The 20,473-nt window shown below is 72.3% G+C and carries 14 protein-coding genes; 11 read left to right on the top strand and 3 right to left on the bottom strand.

The features are described from left to right. Positions 1 to 112: 112 nt before the first annotated feature. The 6 genes from pdhA to ACQP00_RS00540 all read left to right on the top strand — a co-directional run bounded on the left by pdhA (position 113) and on the right by ACQP00_RS00540 (position 8,298). Positions 113 to 1,246 carry a pyruvate dehydrogenase (acetyl-transferring) E1 component subunit alpha gene (gene pdhA, locus ACQP00_RS00565; RefSeq protein WP_433212731.1) on the top strand — a complete coding sequence of 378 codons (1,134 nt, stop codon included), beginning with the start codon at positions 113 to 115 and terminating at the stop codon, positions 1,244 to 1,246. Beyond that, positions 1,246 to 2,229, top strand: a complete 984-nt coding sequence (locus ACQP00_RS00560; protein WP_433212728.1) for an alpha-ketoacid dehydrogenase subunit beta — start codon at positions 1,246 to 1,248, stop codon at positions 2,227 to 2,229. The genes pdhA and ACQP00_RS00560 overlap by 1 nt, the downstream gene beginning before the upstream one ends. Positions 2,230 to 2,243: 14 nt before the next feature. Next, complete coding sequence (locus tag ACQP00_RS00555; RefSeq protein ID WP_433212725.1) at positions 2,244 to 3,683, top strand: dihydrolipoamide acetyltransferase family protein; 1,440 nt, start codon at positions 2,244 to 2,246, stop codon at positions 3,681 to 3,683. Between the two features lie 279 nt (positions 3,684 to 3,962). After that, complete coding sequence (locus tag ACQP00_RS00550) at positions 3,963 to 4,097, top strand: hypothetical protein (protein ID WP_433212722.1); 135 nt, start codon at positions 3,963 to 3,965, stop codon at positions 4,095 to 4,097. A 1,108-nt stretch (positions 4,098 to 5,205) separates the two neighbouring features. Further along, positions 5,206 to 6,462, top strand: coding sequence for an LppU/SCO3897 family protein (locus ACQP00_RS00545; protein ID WP_433212719.1), 1,257 nt, complete (start codon positions 5,206 to 5,208; stop codon positions 6,460 to 6,462). A gap of 6 nt (positions 6,463 to 6,468) precedes the next feature. Continuing rightward, positions 6,469 to 8,298, top strand: a complete 1,830-nt coding sequence (locus ACQP00_RS00540; protein WP_433212716.1) for an NHL domain-containing thioredoxin family protein — start codon at positions 6,469 to 6,471, stop codon at positions 8,296 to 8,298. Here ACQP00_RS00540 and ACQP00_RS00535 read toward each other — a convergent pair. The 3 genes from ACQP00_RS00535 to ACQP00_RS00525 are packed head-to-tail and all read right to left on the bottom strand — an operon-like array spanning position 8,295 to position 10,457. Continuing rightward, positions 8,295 to 9,026, bottom strand: coding sequence for a LamB/YcsF family protein (locus tag ACQP00_RS00535; RefSeq protein ID WP_433212713.1), 732 nt, complete (start codon positions 9,024 to 9,026; stop codon positions 8,295 to 8,297). The genes ACQP00_RS00540 and ACQP00_RS00535 overlap by 4 nt on opposite strands. Further along, the gene (locus ACQP00_RS00530; RefSeq protein ID WP_433212710.1) at positions 9,010 to 9,867 is read right to left on the bottom strand and encodes a biotin-dependent carboxyltransferase family protein; all 858 of its coding nucleotides are present in this window, start codon (positions 9,865 to 9,867) and stop codon (positions 9,010 to 9,012) included. Before ACQP00_RS00530 ends, ACQP00_RS00535 begins: the two co-directional genes overlap by 17 nt. Next, on the bottom strand, positions 9,864 to 10,457 hold the full coding sequence (locus ACQP00_RS00525) for a 5-oxoprolinase subunit B family protein (protein WP_433212707.1): 594 nt from the start codon (positions 10,455 to 10,457) through the stop codon (positions 9,864 to 9,866). The genes ACQP00_RS00530 and ACQP00_RS00525 overlap by 4 nt, the downstream gene beginning before the upstream one ends. 119 nt (positions 10,458 to 10,576) lie before the next feature. On the opposite strand from ACQP00_RS00525, the gene trhA reads away from it, so the two are divergent. From trhA to ACQP00_RS00500, 5 genes are all read left to right on the top strand, one after another. Next, a complete protein-coding gene (trhA, locus tag ACQP00_RS00520) occupies positions 10,577 to 11,206 on the top strand; it encodes a PAQR family membrane homeostasis protein TrhA (protein ID WP_433223594.1) in 630 nt (209 codons plus the stop codon). Between the two features lie 88 nt (positions 11,207 to 11,294). After that, positions 11,295 to 13,601: a PKD domain-containing protein gene (locus tag ACQP00_RS00515; RefSeq protein WP_433212704.1), complete on the top strand. Its 2,307-nt coding sequence runs from the start codon at positions 11,295 to 11,297 to the stop codon at positions 13,599 to 13,601. Continuing rightward, on the top strand, positions 13,594 to 15,906 hold the full coding sequence (locus ACQP00_RS00510) for a right-handed parallel beta-helix repeat-containing protein (protein ID WP_433212701.1): 2,313 nt from the start codon (positions 13,594 to 13,596) through the stop codon (positions 15,904 to 15,906). Before ACQP00_RS00515 ends, ACQP00_RS00510 begins: the two co-directional genes overlap by 8 nt. Then, positions 15,899 to 18,163 (top strand): right-handed parallel beta-helix repeat-containing protein, encoded by a 2,265-nt coding sequence (locus ACQP00_RS00505; RefSeq protein WP_433212698.1) that lies wholly within the window; start codon positions 15,899 to 15,901, stop codon positions 18,161 to 18,163. The genes ACQP00_RS00510 and ACQP00_RS00505 overlap by 8 nt, the downstream gene beginning before the upstream one ends. Continuing rightward, positions 18,156 to 20,468 (top strand): PKD domain-containing protein, encoded by a 2,313-nt coding sequence (locus ACQP00_RS00500; RefSeq protein WP_433212695.1) that lies wholly within the window; start codon positions 18,156 to 18,158, stop codon positions 20,466 to 20,468. The genes ACQP00_RS00505 and ACQP00_RS00500 overlap by 8 nt, the downstream gene beginning before the upstream one ends. Positions 20,469 to 20,473: the final 5 nt, after the last annotated feature.

Raw genomic sequence — 20,473 nt, 5'->3', positions numbered from 1 at the left:
TCATGTCCAGCGCGACGCGCCGACCCCACCGGGTCGCCGCGTGGCAGACACCCCCGCCGCGCGGCAGGGTCAACCCCCGCTGCCGACGCGAGAGACGACAGGGAGAAAACGGATGGCGAAGGGCGAAGTCAAGGCCCGGGCGTCAGGGACACGGGCCGCGCCGGAACCCGCGTTCGTGCAGCTGCTCACCCCCGAGGGCGACCGGGTCGAACACCCCGACTACACGGTCGACTTCACGGACGAGGAATACCGCTCGCTCTACCACGATCTCGTCGTGGTCCGGAAGCTCGACGCCGAGGCGACCGCCCTGCAGCGCCAGGGCGAGCTGGGCATCTGGGCGAGCCTGCTGGGTCAGGAGGCTGCCCAGGTCGGCTCCGGCCGGGCCCTGCGCGCGCAGGACATGGCGTTCCCGACCTACCGCGAGCACGGTGTCCTCTACACCCGCGGGATCGACCCGATCATGCCGCTGAGCCTGTTCCGCGGGGTCGACCAGGGTGCCTGGGACCCCAACGAGTGCAAGTTCAACATGTACACGATCGTCATCGGCGCGCAGACGCTGCACGCGACCGGCTACGCCATGGGCATCACCAAGGACGGCAAGGTCGGCTCCGACGACGGCGAGGCGGTCATCGCGTACTTCGGCGACGGCGCCACCAGCCAGGGCGACGTCAACGAGGCCTTCATCTGGGCGTCGGTCTTCAACGCGCCGCTCGTGTTCTTCTGCCAGAACAACCAGTACGCCATCTCCGAACCCCTGGAGCGCCAGACCCGCGTCCCGCTGTACCACCGGGCCAGCGGCTTCGGCTTCCCCGGCCTGCGGGTGGACGGCAACGACGTGCTCGCCTGCTACGCGGTCACCCGCAAGGCGCTGGACGACGCCCGGCACGGCCAGGGCCCCTCGCTGATCGAGGCGTACACGTACCGCATGGGCGCCCACACCACCTCCGACGACCCGACCCGCTACCGCATCGCGAGCGAGGTTGAGGCCTGGCAGGCCAAGGATCCGATCAAGCGGCTGCGCGGGTTCCTGACCAAGCAGAAGATGGCGAAGGACGACTACTTCGACGCCGTCGACGAGGAGGCCCGGGTGGCCGCCGTCAGCCTGCGCGAGCGGGTGCTCTCCATGCCGGATCCCGATCCGATGACGCTGTTCGACCACGTTTACCCGCACGGCTCCGACGAGCTCGCGCAGCAGAAGGAACAGTTCGCCAAGTACCTCGCGTCCTTCGAGGGGAGTGGGCACTGATGGCCGCCACGGAGAACCTCTCGATCGGCAAGGCGCTCAACACCGGCCTGCGCCGCGCCATGGAGCGCGACGACAAGGTCCTGATCATGGGCGAGGACGTCGGCAAGCTGGGCGGCGTCTTCCGGATCACCGACGGGCTGCAGAAGGACTTCGGCGAGGATCGGGTGATCGACACCCCGCTGGCCGAGTCCGGCATCATCGGCACCGCGGTCGGCCTGGCCATCCGCGGCTACCGGCCGGTCTGCGAGATCCAGTTCGACGGCTTCGTGTACCCCGCCTACGACCAGATCGTCTCGCAGGTCGCGAAGATCCACTATCGCTCGGGCGGCAAGCTCAGCCTGCCGATCGTCATCCGCATCCCGTTCGGCGGCGGCATCGGCGCGGTCGAGCACCACTCGGAGTCCCCCGAGGCCTACTTCGCCCACACCGCCGGCCTCAAGGTCGTCTCGTGCGCGACCCCTGACGACGCGTACTGGATGATGCAGCAGTCGATCGAGTCCGACGACCCGATCGTCTTCATGGAGCCCAAGCGCCGCTACTGGGAGAAGGGCGAGGTCAACGTCGACTCGGCCAGCCTGCCGCTGCACGCCTCGCGGGTCGCCCGGGCCGGCACCGACGTCACCGTGATCGCCTACGGCCCGATGGTGCGCACCGCGCTCGACGCCGCCATCGCGGCGGAGGAGGACGGCCGCTCGCTCGAGGTCATCGATCTGCGCACGCTCTCCCCGCTGGACATGAAGCCGGTGTACGACTCGGTGCGCCGCACCGGCCGCGCCGTCGTCGTCCACGAGGCGCCCGGCAACCTGGGCCTCGGCTCGGAGGTCTCGGCCCGGATCACGGAGGAGTGCTTCTACTCCCTCGAGGCCCCGGTCCTGCGGGTCACCGGCTTCGACACCCCCTACCCGGCCGCGCGCCTGGAGGAGGAGTACCTTCCGGACCTCGACCGGGTGCTCGACGCCGTCGACCGCTCGTTCGGGTTCTAGGGGGCCGCGCGCAGATGACCAGGGTCAAGGAGTTCAACCTGCCCGACCTGGGCGAGGGGCTCACCGAGGGCGAGATCCTCAAGTGGCTGGTCGCCGAGGGTGACACGATCACCCTCAACCAGCCGATCGTCGAGGTGGAGACGGCCAAGGCCGCCGTCGAGATCCCGGCGAAGTGGGCCGGCAAGGTCGTCAAGATCCACCACCCCGAGGGCACCATGGTCGAGGTCGGCTCGCCGATCATCGCCATCGACACCGATCCCGGCGCGGGTGACCTGCCCGCCGACCTGCCCCAGCCCTCGGCCGCGTCGCTGGCCGCGGTGGAGGTGGCCGGCGACGGCCCGGTGGAGCCCGGCCTGATCGGCGGTCCCGCACCCGGCGGCCGCACCGCGGTCCTCGTGGGTTACGGCCCGCGCACGACCGCCGCCAAGCGCCGCCCGCGGGTTGCTGCAAATGCAACCGCCGCAGTTGTACCGGATGTGCCCGCATCGACCACGCCGGCACCCGCCCCGCCGGCGCCGGTCGCCGAGCCCGCGCCCGCGGTACCGGCGGCGCTGACCCCGGCTCCGGCCCGCAGCGGTTCGGTGCTCGCCAAGCCCCCGGTGCGCAAGCTGGCCCGGGACCTCGGCGTCGACCTGACCACGATCAGCGGCACCGGCCCGCAGGGCTCGATCAGCCGCGACGACGTGCTGAGCGCCCAGGCCGGCGCTTCGGCGCCCGCGGCGGTCACGGCGCCCGCTGCGACCCGGGCCCCGGGCGAGCGGGAGGAGCGCATCCCGGTCAAGGGCGTGCGCAAGCTGACCGCCGAGAACATGGTGAACAGCGCGTTCACGGCCCCGCACGTGACCGAGTTCCTGACGGTCGACGTGACCAGGTCGATGAAGGCGATCGAGCGGCTCAAGGCGCACCGCGACTGGAAGGACGCGCGGATCTCGCCACTGCTGATCGTGGCCAAGGCGTGCCTGCTCGCGCTGCGCCGCTACCCGATGGTCAACTCGACCTGGGCCGGCGACGCGATCGTGGTCAAGCACTACGTCAACCTGGGGATCGCGGCCGCCACCCAGCGCGGCCTGATCGTGCCGAACATCAAGGACGCCCAGGACCTGACCACCCGCGAGCTCGCGGACGCGATGACCGCCCTGGTCGGCACCGCCCGGGACGGCAAGACCCCGCCCGCGGACATGACCGGCGGCACCTTCACGATCACCAGCGTCGGCGTCTTCGGCGTCGACACCGGCACCCCGATCCTGCCGCCGGGCGAATCGGCGATCCTGTGCTTCGGCGCGGTACGCGAGCAGCCCTGGGTCCACAAGGGCAAGATCAAGATCCGGCACGTGACCACCCTCGGCCTGTCGTTCGATCACCGGATCATCGACGGCGAACTGGGCTCGAAGTTCCTCCGCGACGTCGCCGCGTTCCTGGAGGACCCCGAGGGCGCTCTGCTCGCCTGGAGCTGAGTTTTTTCGCTTCGCACAGCGGCCCCCGCGCTCCGGCGCCGGGGCCGCTGCTTGTTTGCGGCCCGGTTCTTGCAGGCCAATCCACGCGCGGTGGCTCCCGGCCCGCGCCTCGCCCACTGTCACATGGCCGACGAACAGGGCGTTTACGCAGGATGCGAGCCTACGAATCGTCGGCGGGTGGGCCGCGTCACCTCGTATTCGCTGGCTCTGGATCTCGGTTTGGGCGTGTAATGGATGTGCACCAAAGACATCCCTTACACACTCCTCGAGGAGCCCGCCATGAGCACCCTGTTCGAGCGCATCAAGGCCCGCCGCAACGCCGCCCGCCGCATGGACGCCATCGAGCGCGCCATCGCCAAGAACCCCTCCGCCGCCCTCCGCGATGAGCTCTACACCATGATCAACCGCAGTTAGCGCAAGCCCCACCCCGCACCGCCAGAACCGCCCCGGTCCGCCCCTCCCCGGACCGGGGCGGTTGCGCGTTCGTTGCCCGCTACTGGTTTGCTGACATCCGTACCGACGAACCTCGGTACCTGGCACTGGGATGTCACACCCCGTTCGACTACGGTCGGGGTCTGACCAACAGGAGGCACGCATGACGTCCGATCAGCACCCGTCCGAGCAGCCGGACGAGGCTGCGTCGAGCACGCCCCCGCCGCCCGGCCGCCCCCCGGCCGTCCGCGCCAAGGCCTCGGTCCCGGTCCCTTCCTCGCCACCGCCCCAGACCCCGCCGACCCCGGACGACGCCGACCGCCCCGGCCCCTTCCCGCCGTCAGGCCCCACGGCCCCACCCACATACGGCACCCCGGCCCCCCAGACCTACGGCACCGCCGCCGTCCCACCCCCCACTTACGGCGCCGCTGCTGGCTCCGTCTCCGGCCCACCCCACGAGTACGGCCCCGGCCCCGGCTCAATCCCGCCCCCGCCGGCCTACGGTTCCGCGCCAGGCTCACCCGCCGCCGGCTCCGCATCCGTGCCACCGCCCCCCGCGTACGGCGCCGCGCCCGGTTCACCCGCCGGCTCCACAGCCGGGTCCGCGTCCGTGCCACCGCCACCCGCATACGGCGCCGCGCCCGGTTCACCCACGGGGACCGCCGCCGTTTCCGGACCTCCCGCGTATGGCGCCGCGTCGGGTTCCGCCTCGGTGCCCGGGTCCGCCACCGGATCGGCGTCCGTTTCTGGTCCGCCCGCGTTCGGGGGTGCGGCCGGGTCCGCCTCGGTTCCCGGGTCGCCCACCGGGTCAGCGTCCGTGCCGCAGCAGGCGGGTGCCGCCGACGCCGCCGGGCCGTTCCCCGGTGCGGCGCCGCCGGTGTGGCCCACCTCGGGCGGTCCCGCGCAGCCGACGTCGGCACCCCCCGGCGGGTCGGGCGCGAGCGGATCGGCCAGCGTGCCGCGGGGGTCGGCCAGCGTTCCCACCACCTACGGGTCGGCGAGCGTTCCGGCGACCTATGGCCAGCCCGCCACGTACGGCCAGAGTTCCGGCGCCCCCCTCCCCGGCCCAGCCGGCAGCTTCCCTGGCTTCATGCCCGCCGGCCAGAGTTCCGGGGATCAGGACGAGCCGGCCGCCGAGGCGAGCCCCTGGGCCCCCGCCACGCCGCCGCCAGCTGCGCCCTCCTCGGGTGCGGGCGCTCTTGGTGAGTCCGGCCCGGTGCGCATTCCCACCAGCCCCCGCGTCCCGCCCTCCGGCTCCGCCCAGGTCTCGACCGGCTCAGCCCAGGTCCCGACCGGATCGGCGCAGGTCCCGACCGGCAGCGCTCAGGTCTCCAGCGGCACAGCCCAGGTCCCCACCGGCTCGGCGCAGGTCCCAACGGGCAGCGCGCAGGTTCCGACCGGAAGCGCCCAGGTCCCCAGCGGATCGGCGCAGGTCCCGACCGCGCCCGAGGTGCCCGCGCCGGTCAACCTCGGGCAGATCCCGCCAGAGCCCGGCCCGCGCACGTACGGTGCCCGCGCCCAGGTCACCCCCACCTCCGCCCCGCCGTTCGGCACGCAGCCGTCGAGCGCACCACCGTTCGGCAACGAAGGCGCGCAGTTCGGCAGCCAGGCCGGAGCGCAGACCTACGGAACGCAACCGTCGAGCGCCCCGCCGTTCGAAGGGCAGGCCGCGCAGACCTACGGCACGCCGCCGTTCGTAGGCCAGAGCGGCGCGCAGACCTACGGCACGCCGCCGTCCAGTGCACCGCCGTTCGGGAATGAAGGGCAAGCCGCGCCATCCAGTGCGCCGCCCTTCCCCGCGCAGCCGTTCAGCGGTGCACCCGCCGGCGCCGCCCCTGTCAGCGGGGCCGGCCTCTATCAAGCGTCCGCCCCACCCGCCACCGGCGGCACCTATCAAACCTCAGCCCCACCCGCGACCGGCCAATTCCCCGCCTCCGGTCCGCCGCGGTACAGCGACCTCGTCACCATGCCCGGCGAGAACCCGCCCGCGACGCCCGGTATCGACGGTGAGCCGATCCCCACGCCCGAGCCGCCGGTCAAGAGCAAGCGCGGCCTGCTCGTCGGGCTGCTCATCGTGGCCGCAGTGTTCCTCGTCGCCGTGGCCGGGACCGCGATCATCGTGAAGATCACCGGAGCCGGCGGCACCAGCTTCGCGGTCAACTCCTGTGTCAAGCAGGACGGGGACTCGGCCAGCGGGGTCGACTGCTCCAGCAAGGACGCGTTCAAGATCGTCTCGAAGGTCGACAAGCCGGAGAGCTGCTCGGACGCGAGTCAGCCGTACATCGTGCTGCAGCACAAGGGCGAGAAGGACCAGGTCCTCTGCCTCCGCCCGGCTAGCGAAAAATAAAGGGAAATGTCAGAAAAGAACGTCCGCGTACGCGCTCCAGAGCTCAAGGGCCGCGGCTGGCTCAACACCCGGCCGCTCAGCCTCAAGGAAGACCTGCGCGGCAAGATCGTGCTGCTCGACTTCTGGACCTTCTGCTGCATCAACTGCCTGCACGTCCTCGACGAGCTGCGCCCGCTCGAGGAGCGCTTCGGCGACGTGCTGGTGACGATCGGCGTGCACAGCCCCAAGTTCGAGCACGAGAAGGACCCGGACGCGCTCGCCCAGGCCGTCGAGCGCTACGGCGTCGACCACCCGGTGCTGGACGACCCGGAGCTCGGCATGTGGCAGCAGTACGCCGCGAAGGCCTGGCCCACCCTCACCGTCGTCGACCCCGAGGGCTACGTCGTGGCCAACATGGCCGGCGAGGGCCACGCCGAAGGGCTGGCCAAGCTGATCGAGGGCCTGGTCGCCACGCACGAGGCCAAGGGGACCTTGCGGCGGGGGAATGCGGCACATGCGGTACAAAACAGTGATCTGACGCTTCTGCGCTTTCCCGGGAAGGCGTTGGCGCTGCCGGACGGGCACTTCCTGGTCTCCGACTCCACGCACCAGTCGATCGTGGAGCTCGACGCCGACAACGAGACGCTCGTGCGGCGGTTCGGGACCGGCAAGCGCGGCCGCATGGACGGCACCGAGCCCGAGTTCTCCGAGCCGGGCGGGTTGTGCCTGCTCCCGCCGCACGCGGCCGAGATCGCCGGCTATGACGTCGTGGTCGCCGACACCGTCAACCACCTGCTGCGCGGGATCAACCTGCGCACCGGCGAGGTCAGCACGGTCGCCGGCAGCGGCCGGCAGTGGCGCGGCACCGTGGACTTCGACCAGCATGACTCGCTGGTGGTGGACCTGTCCTCGCCGTGGGACGTGGCCTGGTACGACGACCGCGTCGTGATCGCCATGGCCGGCATCCACCAGCTGTGGTGGTTCGACCCGATCAAGCGCACGGCCGGCATGTACGCCGGGACGACCGTCGAGGCGCTCAAGGACGGCCCGCTGCACGAGGTCTGGATGGCCCAGCCGTCCGGCCTGTCCACCTCGCCCGACGGGCGCCGGCTGTGGATCGCCGACAGCGAGTCCTCGGCCGTGCGCTGGATCGAGGACGGCGTCATGCACACCGCGGTCGGCCAGGGCCTGTTCGACTTCGGCCACGTCGACGGGCCGGCCGACCAGGCGCTGCTGCAGCACCCGCTGGGCGTGCTCGCGCTGGCCGACGGCAGCGTGCTGGTGGCGGACACGTACAACGGCGCCGTACGACGGCTGGCCGACGGGCGCGTCTCCACCGTCCTCGATGGCCTGGCGGAGCCGAGCGACCTGGTGCTGACCGCCGACGGCGACATCGTCGTGGTCGAGTCGGGCGCGCACCGCCTGGTCCGCCTGGGCGCCGGCACCCTCGCCGCGGCCGGCATCGACGTCTCCGGCGTGCGGCACCGCACCGAGCGCCCGCCGACCATGCTGGCGCCCGGCGAGGTCGCGCTCGACCTGATCTTCGAGCCCGCCCCCGGCCAGAAGCTCGACGAGCAGTTCGGCCCGTCGACCCGGCTCGAGGTCTCCGCCTCACCGCCGGAGCTGCTGCTGGAGGGCGCGGGCGTGAGCACGGACCTGCGCCGCCGCCTGGTCCTCTCCCCCGATGTCGCTTCGGGTGTACTGCAAGTGGTCGCCCAGGCCGCCACCTGCGACATCGACGCCGAGTTCCCCGCGTGTCACCTGACCCGCCAGGACTGGGGCGTGCCGATCCGCGTGGTCGCCGACGGCGCGACCCGCCTGCCCCTGATCCTGCGCGGCATGGACGACGAGGCCTAGACGAAGGCCCTTACCGGCACCCCCGCGTCGGTGAGGGCCGCCCGCACGGCCCGCGCCATGTCGACCGCGCCCGGGGTGTCGCCGTGCACGCACAGCGACTCGATCGGCATCGGGATCACCGTCCCGTCGATCGCCTCGACCACCCCGTCGACCGCCATCCGCACGGCCCGCGCGGTCACCGCGGCCACGTCGGTGACGAGCGCGCCCGGCTCGGAGCGCGGGACCAGCCGCCCGTCGGGCAGGTACCCGCGGTCGGCGAACCCCTCCGCCACCACCCGCAGCCCCCGCTCGGCCGCCAGCCCGGCCAGCACCGAGCCCGGCTGGCACAGCACCGGCAGCTCCCCGGAGGCCGCGGCGGCCATGACGACCGCCGACGCGTGCCCGGGATCGACGGCCGCCGTGTTGTAGAGCGCGCCGTGCGGCTTGACGTAGACGACCGGCCCGAACGCGCCCAGAGCCCCGATTTGGTACCGCAGCTCGTCCACCAGCTCGGCAACCGGTACGTCGATCCGGCGCCGGCCGAAGCCCGCGAGGTCGCGGTAGCTCACCTGCGCGCCCACCCGCACACCCCGCTCACCGGCGCGGGCGCTCACCCGCCGCATGGTCGGCGGATCCCCCGCGTGGAAGCCGCAGGCGACGTTGGCGCTGGTCACGATGGTCAGGAGGGCGTCGTCATCGCCGAGGCGCCAGACGCCGAACCCCTCGCCGAGGTCACTGTTCAGGTCCACAGAACCGAACGCTATCCCCCGGCCGGGCCTGGGCCAGCAGCGGCAGATCGGCGGGGTACACGACCGCGACCACCGGATAGCCGCCCGTGGTGGGGTGATCCGCCAGGAACACCAGCGGGTGCCCGTCCGCCGGGACCTGCACCGCCCCGAGCACGATTCCCTCGCTCGGCAGTTCCCCGGCGTCCGCGCGGGTCAGTGCCGGGCCGTCCAGCCGGGCCCCGACCCGGTTGCTTTCACTGCGGATCTTGTACTCCCCTGAGCCCAGCCGCCCCGCATCCGCGAAGCGATCGGCCCGCGGCCCCCACGCGATCCGCAGCACGACCGGCCCGCCGAGCGCGGCCCGGGGCGCCACGTCCACCGTGGACGGTGCGCCGGCCACCGCGCCGAGCGGGAGCCGGTCCCCGCCCCGCACCACGGCCGGCCCGAGCAGCGACAGCGTGTCCGTGGACCGACTTCCCAGCACGGGTTCGGGCGCGACACCTCCGGCGATCGTGAGGTACACCCGAAGCCCGAGAACGGCCCGCCCCACCTCGATCCGCTCCCCGGCCCGCACCGGCACCGGCGCGTTGAGCGCAGCCGGCCGCCCGCCCACTCGCAGCGGCGCCGCGGCCCCGGTCAGCGCCACGGTCCCGGCCCGGGTCGCGACCGCCACGAACGGCCCGAGCAGGATCTCCAGCCCGGCCGCGCCCGCCGGGTTGCCGACCAGGCGGTTGCCGAGTTCGAGGGCCGGACGGTCGAGGGCGCCGGAGCGGGGCACGCCGAGGTGCGCGTACCCGGGCCGGCCGAGGTCCTGCACGGTCGTGAGCGGGCCCGCGACCTCGACCCGGAGTTCGCCGCTCACGCGGCCCGGAACCGCACGGTGCGGCCCGGCGTCATGAGCGCGGGCGGCGTGCGGGCGACGTCGAACAGCTCGGCGGTGCTGTGCCCGACGATCCGCCAGCCGCCCGGCGACGGCGTGGGATAGATGCCGGCGAACTCGGCGGCCAGCGCGACCGAGCCGGCCGGGACGCGGGTGCGCGGGGTGCCGAGGCGCGGGACGTTCCAGGGCAGGCCGGCGAGGTACGCGAACCCCGGCGCGAAGCCGCAGAAGGCGACGGTGAGCTCCGTGCCCGTGAGCACGTCCACCACGCCGTCGATGTCCAGCCCGGCCAGGTCGGCGACGAACGGCAGGTCCACGCCGTCGAAGTGGACGTCGACGGTCAGTGGGGGCTCGGGCGGTACCGAAGCCGGATCGAGTTTCCAGTCGGGCAGCCGGGCCGCGAGCCCCGCCGGATCGGCCACCCCGTCCAGCAGCACCGTGCGCGCACCAGGCACGATGTCGATCACCGGCAGCCGGCCGGCCGCCCGCTCGGCGTCGAGCGCGGCGAACCAGTCCAGTGGGGAGTCGACCTCTATCAACAGCGCGTCGGCGCCGACCGGGCGAAGTTGCACCTCGTCACGATAGACGTCACATCGCTGCTACTTGCGAGTAACCTACGGTACCGTAACCTGGAGGCGTGACCGTGACATCCGAAACCCGTCTGCGCCCGGTCGACCTCGGCAAGCCGCGGATGCGCGGCTGGTTGCACGCCTACGCGGCGGTCGTGGCCGTCATCTGCGGCATCGTGCTGTGCTCGCTGGCCGCCACCCGCCCCGGCTGGGGCCCGTTCGTGAGCTGCGTGATCTACAGCCTGACCGTCGTCGCCCTGTTCGGCACCAGCGCGCTGTACCACCGCCGGGTCTGGTCCGAGCGCGGCTACAAGATCATGCGGCGCCTCGACCACTCGATGATCTTCGTATTCATCGCCGGCACGTACACGCCGTTCAGCGTCCTGCTGCTCGGCGGCAGCACCCGGATCGCCATCCTGGCCACGGTCTGGACCGGCGCGGTGCTCGGGGTGGCCTCCAAGCAATTCACCGCGATGAGCCGGCACCGGTGGCTGTCGGCGCCGCTGTACATCGCGCTGGGCTGGGTCGCCGTCGCCGTCCTGCCGGACATCCTGCACACCGGCGGCGTGGCCGCGCTGGTGCTGACCCTGGCCGGCGGCGCCTTCTACACCGTGGGCGCGATCTTCTACGCGCTGCGCCGCCCCAACCCCTGGCCGACCGTCTTCGGCCACCACGAGTTCTTCCACGCCTGCACGCTCGTGGCGGCGATCTGTCACCACATCGCGATCTATTTCGCGCTTTATGCGCGTTGATCCAAACGGGGTGGTAAGCGTCTGACCCTTCCGCAATAATCTGCCCGCGCCAATCTCGATCATCCATCGCTTCGTGCGGAGGAACAGCGTGGGCAGACCCCCCATACCCGGCCTCGCGATCGTCACGGTCGTCGCCGGTGCAGCTCTGGTCGCGGGGGCCAGACCTGCGATCGCGGACACCCCCGATCTCTATGTCAACAACGCCGCCGGCTGCTCCGACGCGGGCGCCGGCAGCCAGGCCCAGCCGTACTGCACCATCGCCGCCGGCATCGCCGCGGCCACCCCGGGCCGCAAGGTCAACGTCACCGGCACCTACGGCGAACACGTCACCGTCGACAGGTCCGGCATCACCGTCCAGGGCGTGTCGGCGGTCCTCACCGGCCCCGGCGCCGGGTTCACCGTCGCCGGCCAGCACGACGTCACGATCGCCGGCTTCGGCGTCAACAGCGTGACCGACGCGCCCGGGCTCGCCGTGCGCGACTCGACCCGGATCACCGTCGACAAGCTCTCCATCACGCTCGCGAGCACGGCCACCGTCCCGGTCGTCCGGCTGGCCGGCGTGACCGACTCGACGCTGACCGGCGTCAGCGCCGTCGGGTTCGCGACGCCCACCGCCCTCACCCTCGACGCGGCGACGTCCGGCGTCGTGGTGAAGTCCGCGCTCCTGCGGGCGGCGCCCGTCGCCGGCGCGCACAGCGTCGAGATCCTCGGCTCGCACAACACGATCCTCAGCTCCCAGACCGTGACGGGCGGGATCGTCGTCGGCCCGGGCGCGACCGGCAATGCCCTGATCAACAACCAGGTCGCCGGCGGCCGCGGGGTCGGCATCGACAACGACGGCGCGACCGGCACCGCCATCACCAACAACACCCTGCAGAACAACTGCGCGATGGGCATCCGCGTGGCCGGCGCCTCCTCCGGCGTCTCGGTGCAGAACAACGTCGTGGCGTTCAACGGCGCCGCCACCACCATCGACTGCGGCACCGCGCCGAAGGGCACCGCCGAGATCGGCCTCTTCGACGGGGCCGCCGGCACCACCGTGGTCGACTACAACAGCGTCGCCCACGCGCCGGACGGGGTGCCGGCCGCCGACACGTACGCGTGGAACGGCACGGCGCTGGGCCTGGACGCCTTCCGCGCCGCCTCGGGACAGGCCGCGCACGACCTCGAGGGGCCGTACCCGACGACCCAGCAGGACTCGGCGAACGCGGCCGCGCCCGGCTACCCGTCGACCGACCGGTACGGCCGGCAGCGCGAGGACAACCCGGACCGCCCGAACACCGGCGCCGGCCCCGTCAGCTACGCCGACCGCGGCGCCCTGGAGACCGTCAAGGGCCCGGACGGCAAGGTGACCGTCCGGACCGACCTGAGCACGATGACGGCCACCGTGGACGCGTCGGCCTCCACGCCGGGGTGGGTGCCGATCGCCTCCTACAGCTTCGACTGGGCCGACGGCACGCCGGTCGTCACGCAGACCTCGCCGATCGCGACCCACCATTACGAGCACCCGGGCCATTTCGAGGTGTACGTCCAGGTCATCGACACCAACGGCCAGTCCCCGGCGGCGCGCACCATCGCGCCGGTGTCGCTGTGGCCGGCGAGCCGGACGGTCGCCATCCTGGCCGACAACGGCACCTACGTCAGCGCCGGCGCCGACGGCAACCAGCCGCTGCGCGCGGGCAGCCCCACCGTCGGCCCCGGCGAGCTGTTCGAGCTGGTCACCGCCGACGGCGCCTGCTGCGTGGCCCTGCGCTCCAAGGTGAACGGCCGCTACGTCGCGAACCTCGGCGGCACCGACACGCAGCTCGCGGCCAACGCCTCCGACGCCACGCTCGGCTACGGCAACGGCTCCTCGTTCGTGCTCCAGGCCCAGCCGGACGGCAGCCTGGCCCTCCTGTGGGCCGGCAACAACAGGTACGTCAGCAGCAACAGCGGCACCAAGGCGCTGACCGCCGACCGCACCGCCGTCGGGCCGTGGGAGAAGTTCCACGTGATCGACGCCGGCAACGCGGCCGTGACCCTCCGCGCGCACGCCAACGCGCGGTTCGTGACGGCCGACAACGGCGGCAACTCCCCGCTCATCGCCAACCGCACCGCGACCGGCCAGTGGGAGACCTTCGACCTGGTCGACGCCGGGGACGGCTGGGTGGCGCTCTACTCGCACGCCAACGGCCGGTTCGTGACCGCGGAGAACGGCGGGAACGCGGCGCTGATCGCCAACCGCACCGCGATCGGCGCGTGGGAGAAGTTCAAGGTCATCAAGAACGCCGACGGGAGTACCTCGCTGCAGGCCAACGCGAACGGCAAGTACGTCACCGCCGACAACGGCGGCAACTCGGCCCTCATCGCCAACCGCACCGCGATCGGTGCCTGGGAGGAGTTCGACCGTGGCTAACCGCGCCATCCTGACCGTGCTGGCCACCGCCGGTGCGGCGGTCCTCGCGACCGCCGGGCCGGCCCACGCCGACGTGCCCGCCCTGTTCGTCAACGTCCTCGCCCCGGCCGGCTGCTCCGACGCCGGAACCGGCACCGAGGCCCAGCCGTTCTGCAAGATCTCGGCCGCGCTCGCCGTGGCCACCGCCGGCCAGACAATCAACGTCAGCGGCACGTACAACGAGCGCGTCACCTTCCCGCGCTCCGGCGAGCCCGGCCGGCCGATCACGCTGCGGGCCAACCCCGTCGCCCGGCTGGCGGGCAGCCAGAGCGTCGGCTTCGAGATCTCGAACCGGCGCGAGATCGCGATCAGCGGCATCAACGTGGCCAGCGCCGGCGTCGGCGCCGGGATCAGCGTCACCGGCTCCACGGCGATCACCCTGGACAACATGTCGATCCAGGTGGCGACCGGAGTCGCGGTGCCCGGCGTCCGGGTGGCCGGCACCGCGGACTCGTCGCTGACGAACATCCGGATCAGCGGCGACATGACCACCGGCATCGCCCTCGACGCGGCGACCTCCGGGGTGCGGCTCGAGGCCGTCCAGGTGGGCGCACCCTACCAGCGGGCCGGCACCAAGGGCATCGACGTGCTCGGATCGCACAACACGATCCTGAACAGCGCCGTCACGGGCGGCGGCGACGCCGGCATCGCGTTCGGCCCGGGCGCGGACGGGAACGTCGTCGCGAACACCTTTGTCAGCTTCTCCCTCGGGGTCGGGATCGACAACGTGGGCGCCACCGGCACCGCGATCACGAACAACCAGGTGGAGGGCAACTGCAAGTCGGGCGTGCGGGTCGCGGGCGCGGCCACCGGCGTCTCCGTGCAGAACAACGTCCTGCGCCAGAACCGGTCCGGCGCGGACAACGCGAACTGCGACCGCTCGTTCCAGGGCGCGGTCGCCGTCGGGATCTACGACGGCGCCGTCGGGCACACCGTGGCCGACTACAACAACGTGTACCAGGGCTTCGCGGCCGGCGCCCCGGACGCCTACGCCTGGAACGGCACGGTCATGGGGATGACCGCCTTCCGGGCGGCCTCGGGCCAGGCCGCGCACGACGTTGAGGGCGACACCGCGCCGACCGAGGACGCCGCGAACTCGGCCGCGCCGGGCTGGCCGGCCAAGGACCGCCTCGGCAACGCGCGGGAGGACAACCCGCTGCTGGGCAACACCGGCGCCGGGCCGGTCCCCTACGCCGACCGCGGCGCGCTGGAGCAGACCAAGGGCCCGCAGGCGAACCTGGAGCTGCGGGCCGACCAGCCCACCAGCACGGTCACGGCGGACGCCTCGGCCACCAGGCCCGGGTACACGCCGGTCGCCGCCTACACGTTCGACTTCGGCGACGGCACGACGCTGACCCAGGCCGGGCCGATCGCGACCCACCGCTACCCGACGCCCGGCACATACCTGGTCCAGGTGAAGGCCACGGACGGCAACGGGCACGCCGCCCTGTCCCAGCAGCCGGTGTCGCTGTGGCCGACGGCCCGCACCATCGCGCTGCAGGCCAACGAGAACAACGGCTTCGTACACGGCGGCCCGGACGGCGGCAACTTCCTCGACCCCACCTCCTCGTCGGTCGGCCCCGCCGAACTGTTCGAGCTGATCGATCTGGGCGCGGGCCGGGTGGCGCTGCGCTCGCGGATCAACCAGCAGTACGTCGCCGTCAACTACGGCACGCAGCCCGTCCTGTCGGCGACCAGCCCGGCGACGGACGATCCCAGCACGGTGTTCGACCTCGTCACCAACGCCGACGGCACGATCAGCCTGCGCTCGCTGTCCAGGAACGCCTACGTGAGCGGCAACGGCGGGCACAACGTGCTGACCGCCGACCGGTCGACGATCGGCCCGTGGGAACGCTTCGGGGTGGTCGACCAGGCCAACGCGAACGTCACGCTGCACGCGCACGCCAACGGCAAGTACGTCACCGCCGACAACGGGGGCAACTCCCCGCTCATCGCCAACCGCACCGCGACCGGCCAGTGGGAGACCTTCGACCTCGTCGACGCCGGCGGCGGCTGGGTCGCGCTCTACTCGCACGCCAACCGCAAGTTCGTCACCGCCGAGAACGGCGGGAACGCGGCCCTGATCGCCAACCGCACGACCGTCGGCGCCTGGGAGAAGTTCAAGATCGTCAAGAACGCCGACGGCAGTACCTCGCTGCAGGCCAACGCGAACGGCAAGTACGTCACCGCCGACAACGGCGGCAACTCCCCGCTCATCGCCAACCGGACCGCCGTCGGCCCGTGGGAGGAATTCGACCGTGCGTAAACGTGCCATGCTCACCGTGCTGGCGACCACGGGCGCCGCGGTGTTCGCGACCGCCGGAGCCGCCCACGCCGACGTGCCCGACACCCTGTACGTCCAGAACTCGACCGGCACCCCCTGCTCGGACACCGGACCGGGCAGCTCGGACCACCCGTACTGCACCATCGCGGCCGGCGTCGCGGCGGTCACGGCCGGCCAGACGTTGAGCATCACCGGCAACTACGCCGAGCACGTCACGATCGGCAAGTCCGGCGAGCCGGGCCGGCCGATCACCCTGAAGTCCAACGGCAACGGCACGGCGCGGCTGTGGGGCGGACCCGGCGTCGGCTTCAGCATCGACGGCCGGCACGACATCGCGATCCGGGGCATCGGCGTGCTCGAGGCGGCGAGCGGGCCCGGCATCGCGGTGCAGAACTCGGCCCGGATCACGCTCGAGAACACCTCGGTGCAACCGGCGACCGCGGCGACGATCACCGCCGTCCAGCTGACCGGGGTGACCGACTCCGCCGTGCTGGGCCTGCAGACCAGCGGACTCGCCCTGGGGGCCGGGACGTCCGGGGTGACCGTGCGCAACTCCTCCATCGCCGTCTCCAAGGCGCCGGGCGGCCACGGCATCGACATCCTCGGCTCCGGCAACACGATCACCGGCAGCCGCGTCTCGGGCGGGATCGCCGTCGGCCCGGGCGCCGCCGGCAACGTCATCGCCAACAACTACCTCTCGGCCGCGTGGAACGCCGGGATCGACAACAGCGGCGCGACCGGCACCGCGATCTCGAACAACGAGATCCACGGCTCCTGCGCCGCGGGCGTCCGGGTGAGCGGCGCGGCCACGGGCGTCTCCGTGCAGAACAACGTGATCTCCGGCAACGGCAACCTGACCAACCCCGACTGCACGTCGGGCCGGGGCGTGGAGATCAGCGCCGTCTCCGGCGCGGTCGTCGACTACAACAACGCCTCCCGCGGCACGGCGGCGGGCGCGCCGGACGTGTACTCGTGGAACGGCACGACCATGGGCCTCGCCGCGTTCCGGGCCGCGTCCGGGCAGGGTGTCCACGACACCGACGACCCCGCCGCGACCACCGAGGACGCGGCGAACTCGGCCGCGCCCGGCTGGCCGGAGCGCGACATGAACGACTGGATCCGCGAGAACGACCCGGACCGGGCCGACACCGGCGCCGGCCCGGTGGCCTACGCCGACCGCGGCTGGAAGGAGGCGGTGAAGCCGCCGTCCCCGGCCGTGGCGGTCAAGGTGGACCAGGTCGCGGCCACGATCACGGCCGACGCGTCCGGCTCGGTGGCCGGATGGCTCCCGATCGGGTCGTACACGTTCGACTTCGGCGACGGCACCGCCCCCGTCACGCAGGCGTCGCCGATCGCCACCCACCACTACGCGAATCCGGCCACCTACGACGTGCGGGTGACGGCCAAGGACGCGAACTTCGGCTCCACCACGAACGACCTGTGGATCTCGCTGTTCCCGGCGGTCCGCACGATCGCGCTGCTGACCAACGACAACTTCCGGTTCGTCACCGGCGGGGTCGAACCCCAGCCGCTGCGGGCGAGCGGCACCGCGGTCGGCCCCGGCGAGCTGTTCGACGTGGTCGCGGGCACCGGCGGGCACGTGGCGCTGCGCTCGCGGCAGTCGGGCAAGTACGTCCGGGTCAGCACCACGGCCCTGACCGCCGACTCGTACGCGGACGAACTGCCGGACGGCACGGCCCTGTTCGACCTGACGACCAACGCCGACGGGACCATCAGCCTGCGGTCCGTCTTCACCGGCGGCTACGTGAGCAGCAACGGCGGCGCCGCGCTCATCGCCGACCGCACCGCCGTGGGCCCGTGGGAGAAGTTCGGCGTGGTGAACGCGGCCGACGCCGGGGTGACGCTCAAGGCCCACGCCAACACGAAATTCGTGACGGCGGACAACGGCGGCAACTCACCCCTCATCGCCAACCGGACCACGACCGGCCAGTGGGAGACCTTTGACCTCGTCGACGCGGGCGGCGGCTGGGTGGCGCTCTACTCGCACGCCAACGGCAAGTTCGTCACCGCCGACAACGGCGGCAACTCGCCCCTGATCGCCAACCGCACCACGGTCGGCGCGTGGGAAAAGTTCAAGATCATCAAGAACGCGGATGGCAGTACCGGCCTGCAGGCGAACGCGAACGGCAAGTACGTCACCGCGGACAACGGCGGCAACTCACCCCTCATCGCCAACCGGACCGCCATCGGTGCCTGGGAGGAATTCGACCGTGCGTAAACGTGCCATCCTCATCGTGCTGGCCACCACCGGCGCCGCGGTGCTCGCGGCCGCCGGGGCCGCCCACGCCGACGTGCCGGTGCTGTACGTCAACAACGATGTCGCCGCCAACTGCTCCGACGGCGGCTCCGGAACGCAGGCCCAGCCGTTCTGCACCCTGGCCGCCGGGGTCGCGGCGGTGTCGGCGGGCCAGACCCTCGTCGTCGGCGGCGCGTTCAACGAGCACGTGACGATCAGCAGGTCCGGTACCAGCGGAAATCCCATCACCATCAAGGGCGATCGGACGCCGGGGCACCCCATCGGCCGGCTGCAGGGCGGCCCGGACGTCGGGTTCACCATCGACGGACAGCACGACATCGTCATCTCCGACATCAGCGTCATCAACGCGGCCACCGGTCCCGGCTACGCCATCAGCAACTCCGCGCGGATCACCCTGCAGGGCCTGCGGGTGCAGACGGCCACGACGGCGGCGATCCCGGCCATCACCCTCAAGGGCGTGACCGGCTCGACGCTGTCGGGCGTGATCGCGGGCGGCTCCAAGACGACCGTCGGCATCGCGCTCGACGCGGCCACCTCCGGCGTGCGCATCGAGCGGTCGCGGGCGGCCGGCGGGATGGCACCGGGCAGCCGCGGCATCGAGATCCTCGGCTCGGGCAACAGCGTGATCAGCACCGACGTCCTGGCCAACACCATCGGGATCGCGGTCGGGGCCGGGGCGGCCGACAACGTGCTCGCGAACAACGACGTCTCCGGCAACACCGACGCGGGTATCGACAGCACAGGGGCGCGCGGCACGGCGATCACCAACAACTCGGTCTACGACAATTGCGTCGCCGGCATCCGGGTGGCCGGTGCGTCCACCGGCGTGTCGGTGCAGAACAACGACCTCACCAACAACCTGGCCTGGCTGCATTCGCAGTACTGCGGGACCTCCGGCGGGGCCGAGGTCGCGGTCTCCGGCGGCGCGGTGGGCACCACGGTGGTCGACTACAACAACTTCTACCACGGCGGCGCGCCGGGAGCCACGGACGCCTATCTGTGGAACGGCACCGCGATGGGGCTGACCGCCTTCCGCGCGGCGTCCGGCCAGGGCGCTCACGACCTGGAGACCGCCTACACGTCCGGCCGGGAGGACGCGGCCAACTCGGCCGCGCCCGGGTGGCAGAGCACCGACCACGACGGCAACCCGCGCGAGGACAACCCTGGCCTGGCGAACACCGGGGCCGGCCCGGTCCCGTACGCCGACCGGGGCGCCTACGAGACGGTCCGCCGGCCCCAGGCGGCGGTGACCCTGCGGGCGGACCAGGCCGCGAGCACGGTCACCGCGGACGCGTCGGGCACCATCCCCGGCTACCTGCCGATCGCGACCTACTCGTTCGACTTCGGCGACGGCACCCCCGTCGCGAGCCAGGCGTCGGCGGTCGCGGCGCACCACTACGCCAAGCCCGGCACCTACACGGTCACGGTCTCGGCGACCGACACCCACGGGTACACCGGAAGCAACACCGCGGGCGTGTCGGTGTGGCCCGCGGTGCGCACGATCGCGCTGCTCGGCCGCGAGAACAATGCCGGCTTCGTGACCGGCGGCGCCTCCGGCTACGAGTCGCTGACCGTGAACGGCACCGCCGCGGCGCTCTTCGACGTGGTGGACCCCGGCAACGGGCACGTGGCGCTGCGGGCGCGGGCGAACGGGCAGTACGTCCACGTGCGCGGCTCGTCGCAGTACCTGGTGGCCGACGGGCTCGTCACGGACGACACGGCCCTGTTCGACCTCGTCACCAACGCCGACGCCAGTGTCAGCCTGCGGTCGGTGTTCACGCTCGGCTACGTCAGCGGCAACAGCGGCAACGGCCGGGGACTGACCGCGGACCGGAGCACAGTCGGGCCGTGGGAGCAGTTCGGCGTGGTCGACCAGGCCAACGCGAACGTCACGCTGCACGCGCACGCCAACGGCAAGTACGTCACGGCCGACAACGGGGGCAACTCCCCGCTCATCGCCAACCGCACCGCGACCGGCCAGTGGGAGACCTTCGACCTGGTGGACGCGGGCAACGGCTACGTCGGCCTGTACTCGCACGCCAACGGCCGGTTCGTGACCGCGGACAACGGCGGGAACGCGGCGCTGATCGCCAACCGCACGACCGTCGGCGCCTGGGAGAAGTTCAAGATCGTCAAGAACGCCGACGGGAGTACCGCACTGCAGGCGAGCATCAACGGCAAGTACGTCACGGCCGACAACGGCGGCAACTCCCCGCTCATCGCCAACCGCACCGCGGTCGGGGCCTGGGAGTCGTTCGACCGCTGAACCTT

The sequence above is a fragment of the Dactylosporangium sp. CS-047395 genome, assembly GCF_050942185.1.
Lineage (GTDB): Bacteria > Actinomycetota > Actinomycetes > Mycobacteriales > Micromonosporaceae > Dactylosporangium.
This window is presented reverse-complemented; position numbering and strand designations above follow the sequence as displayed.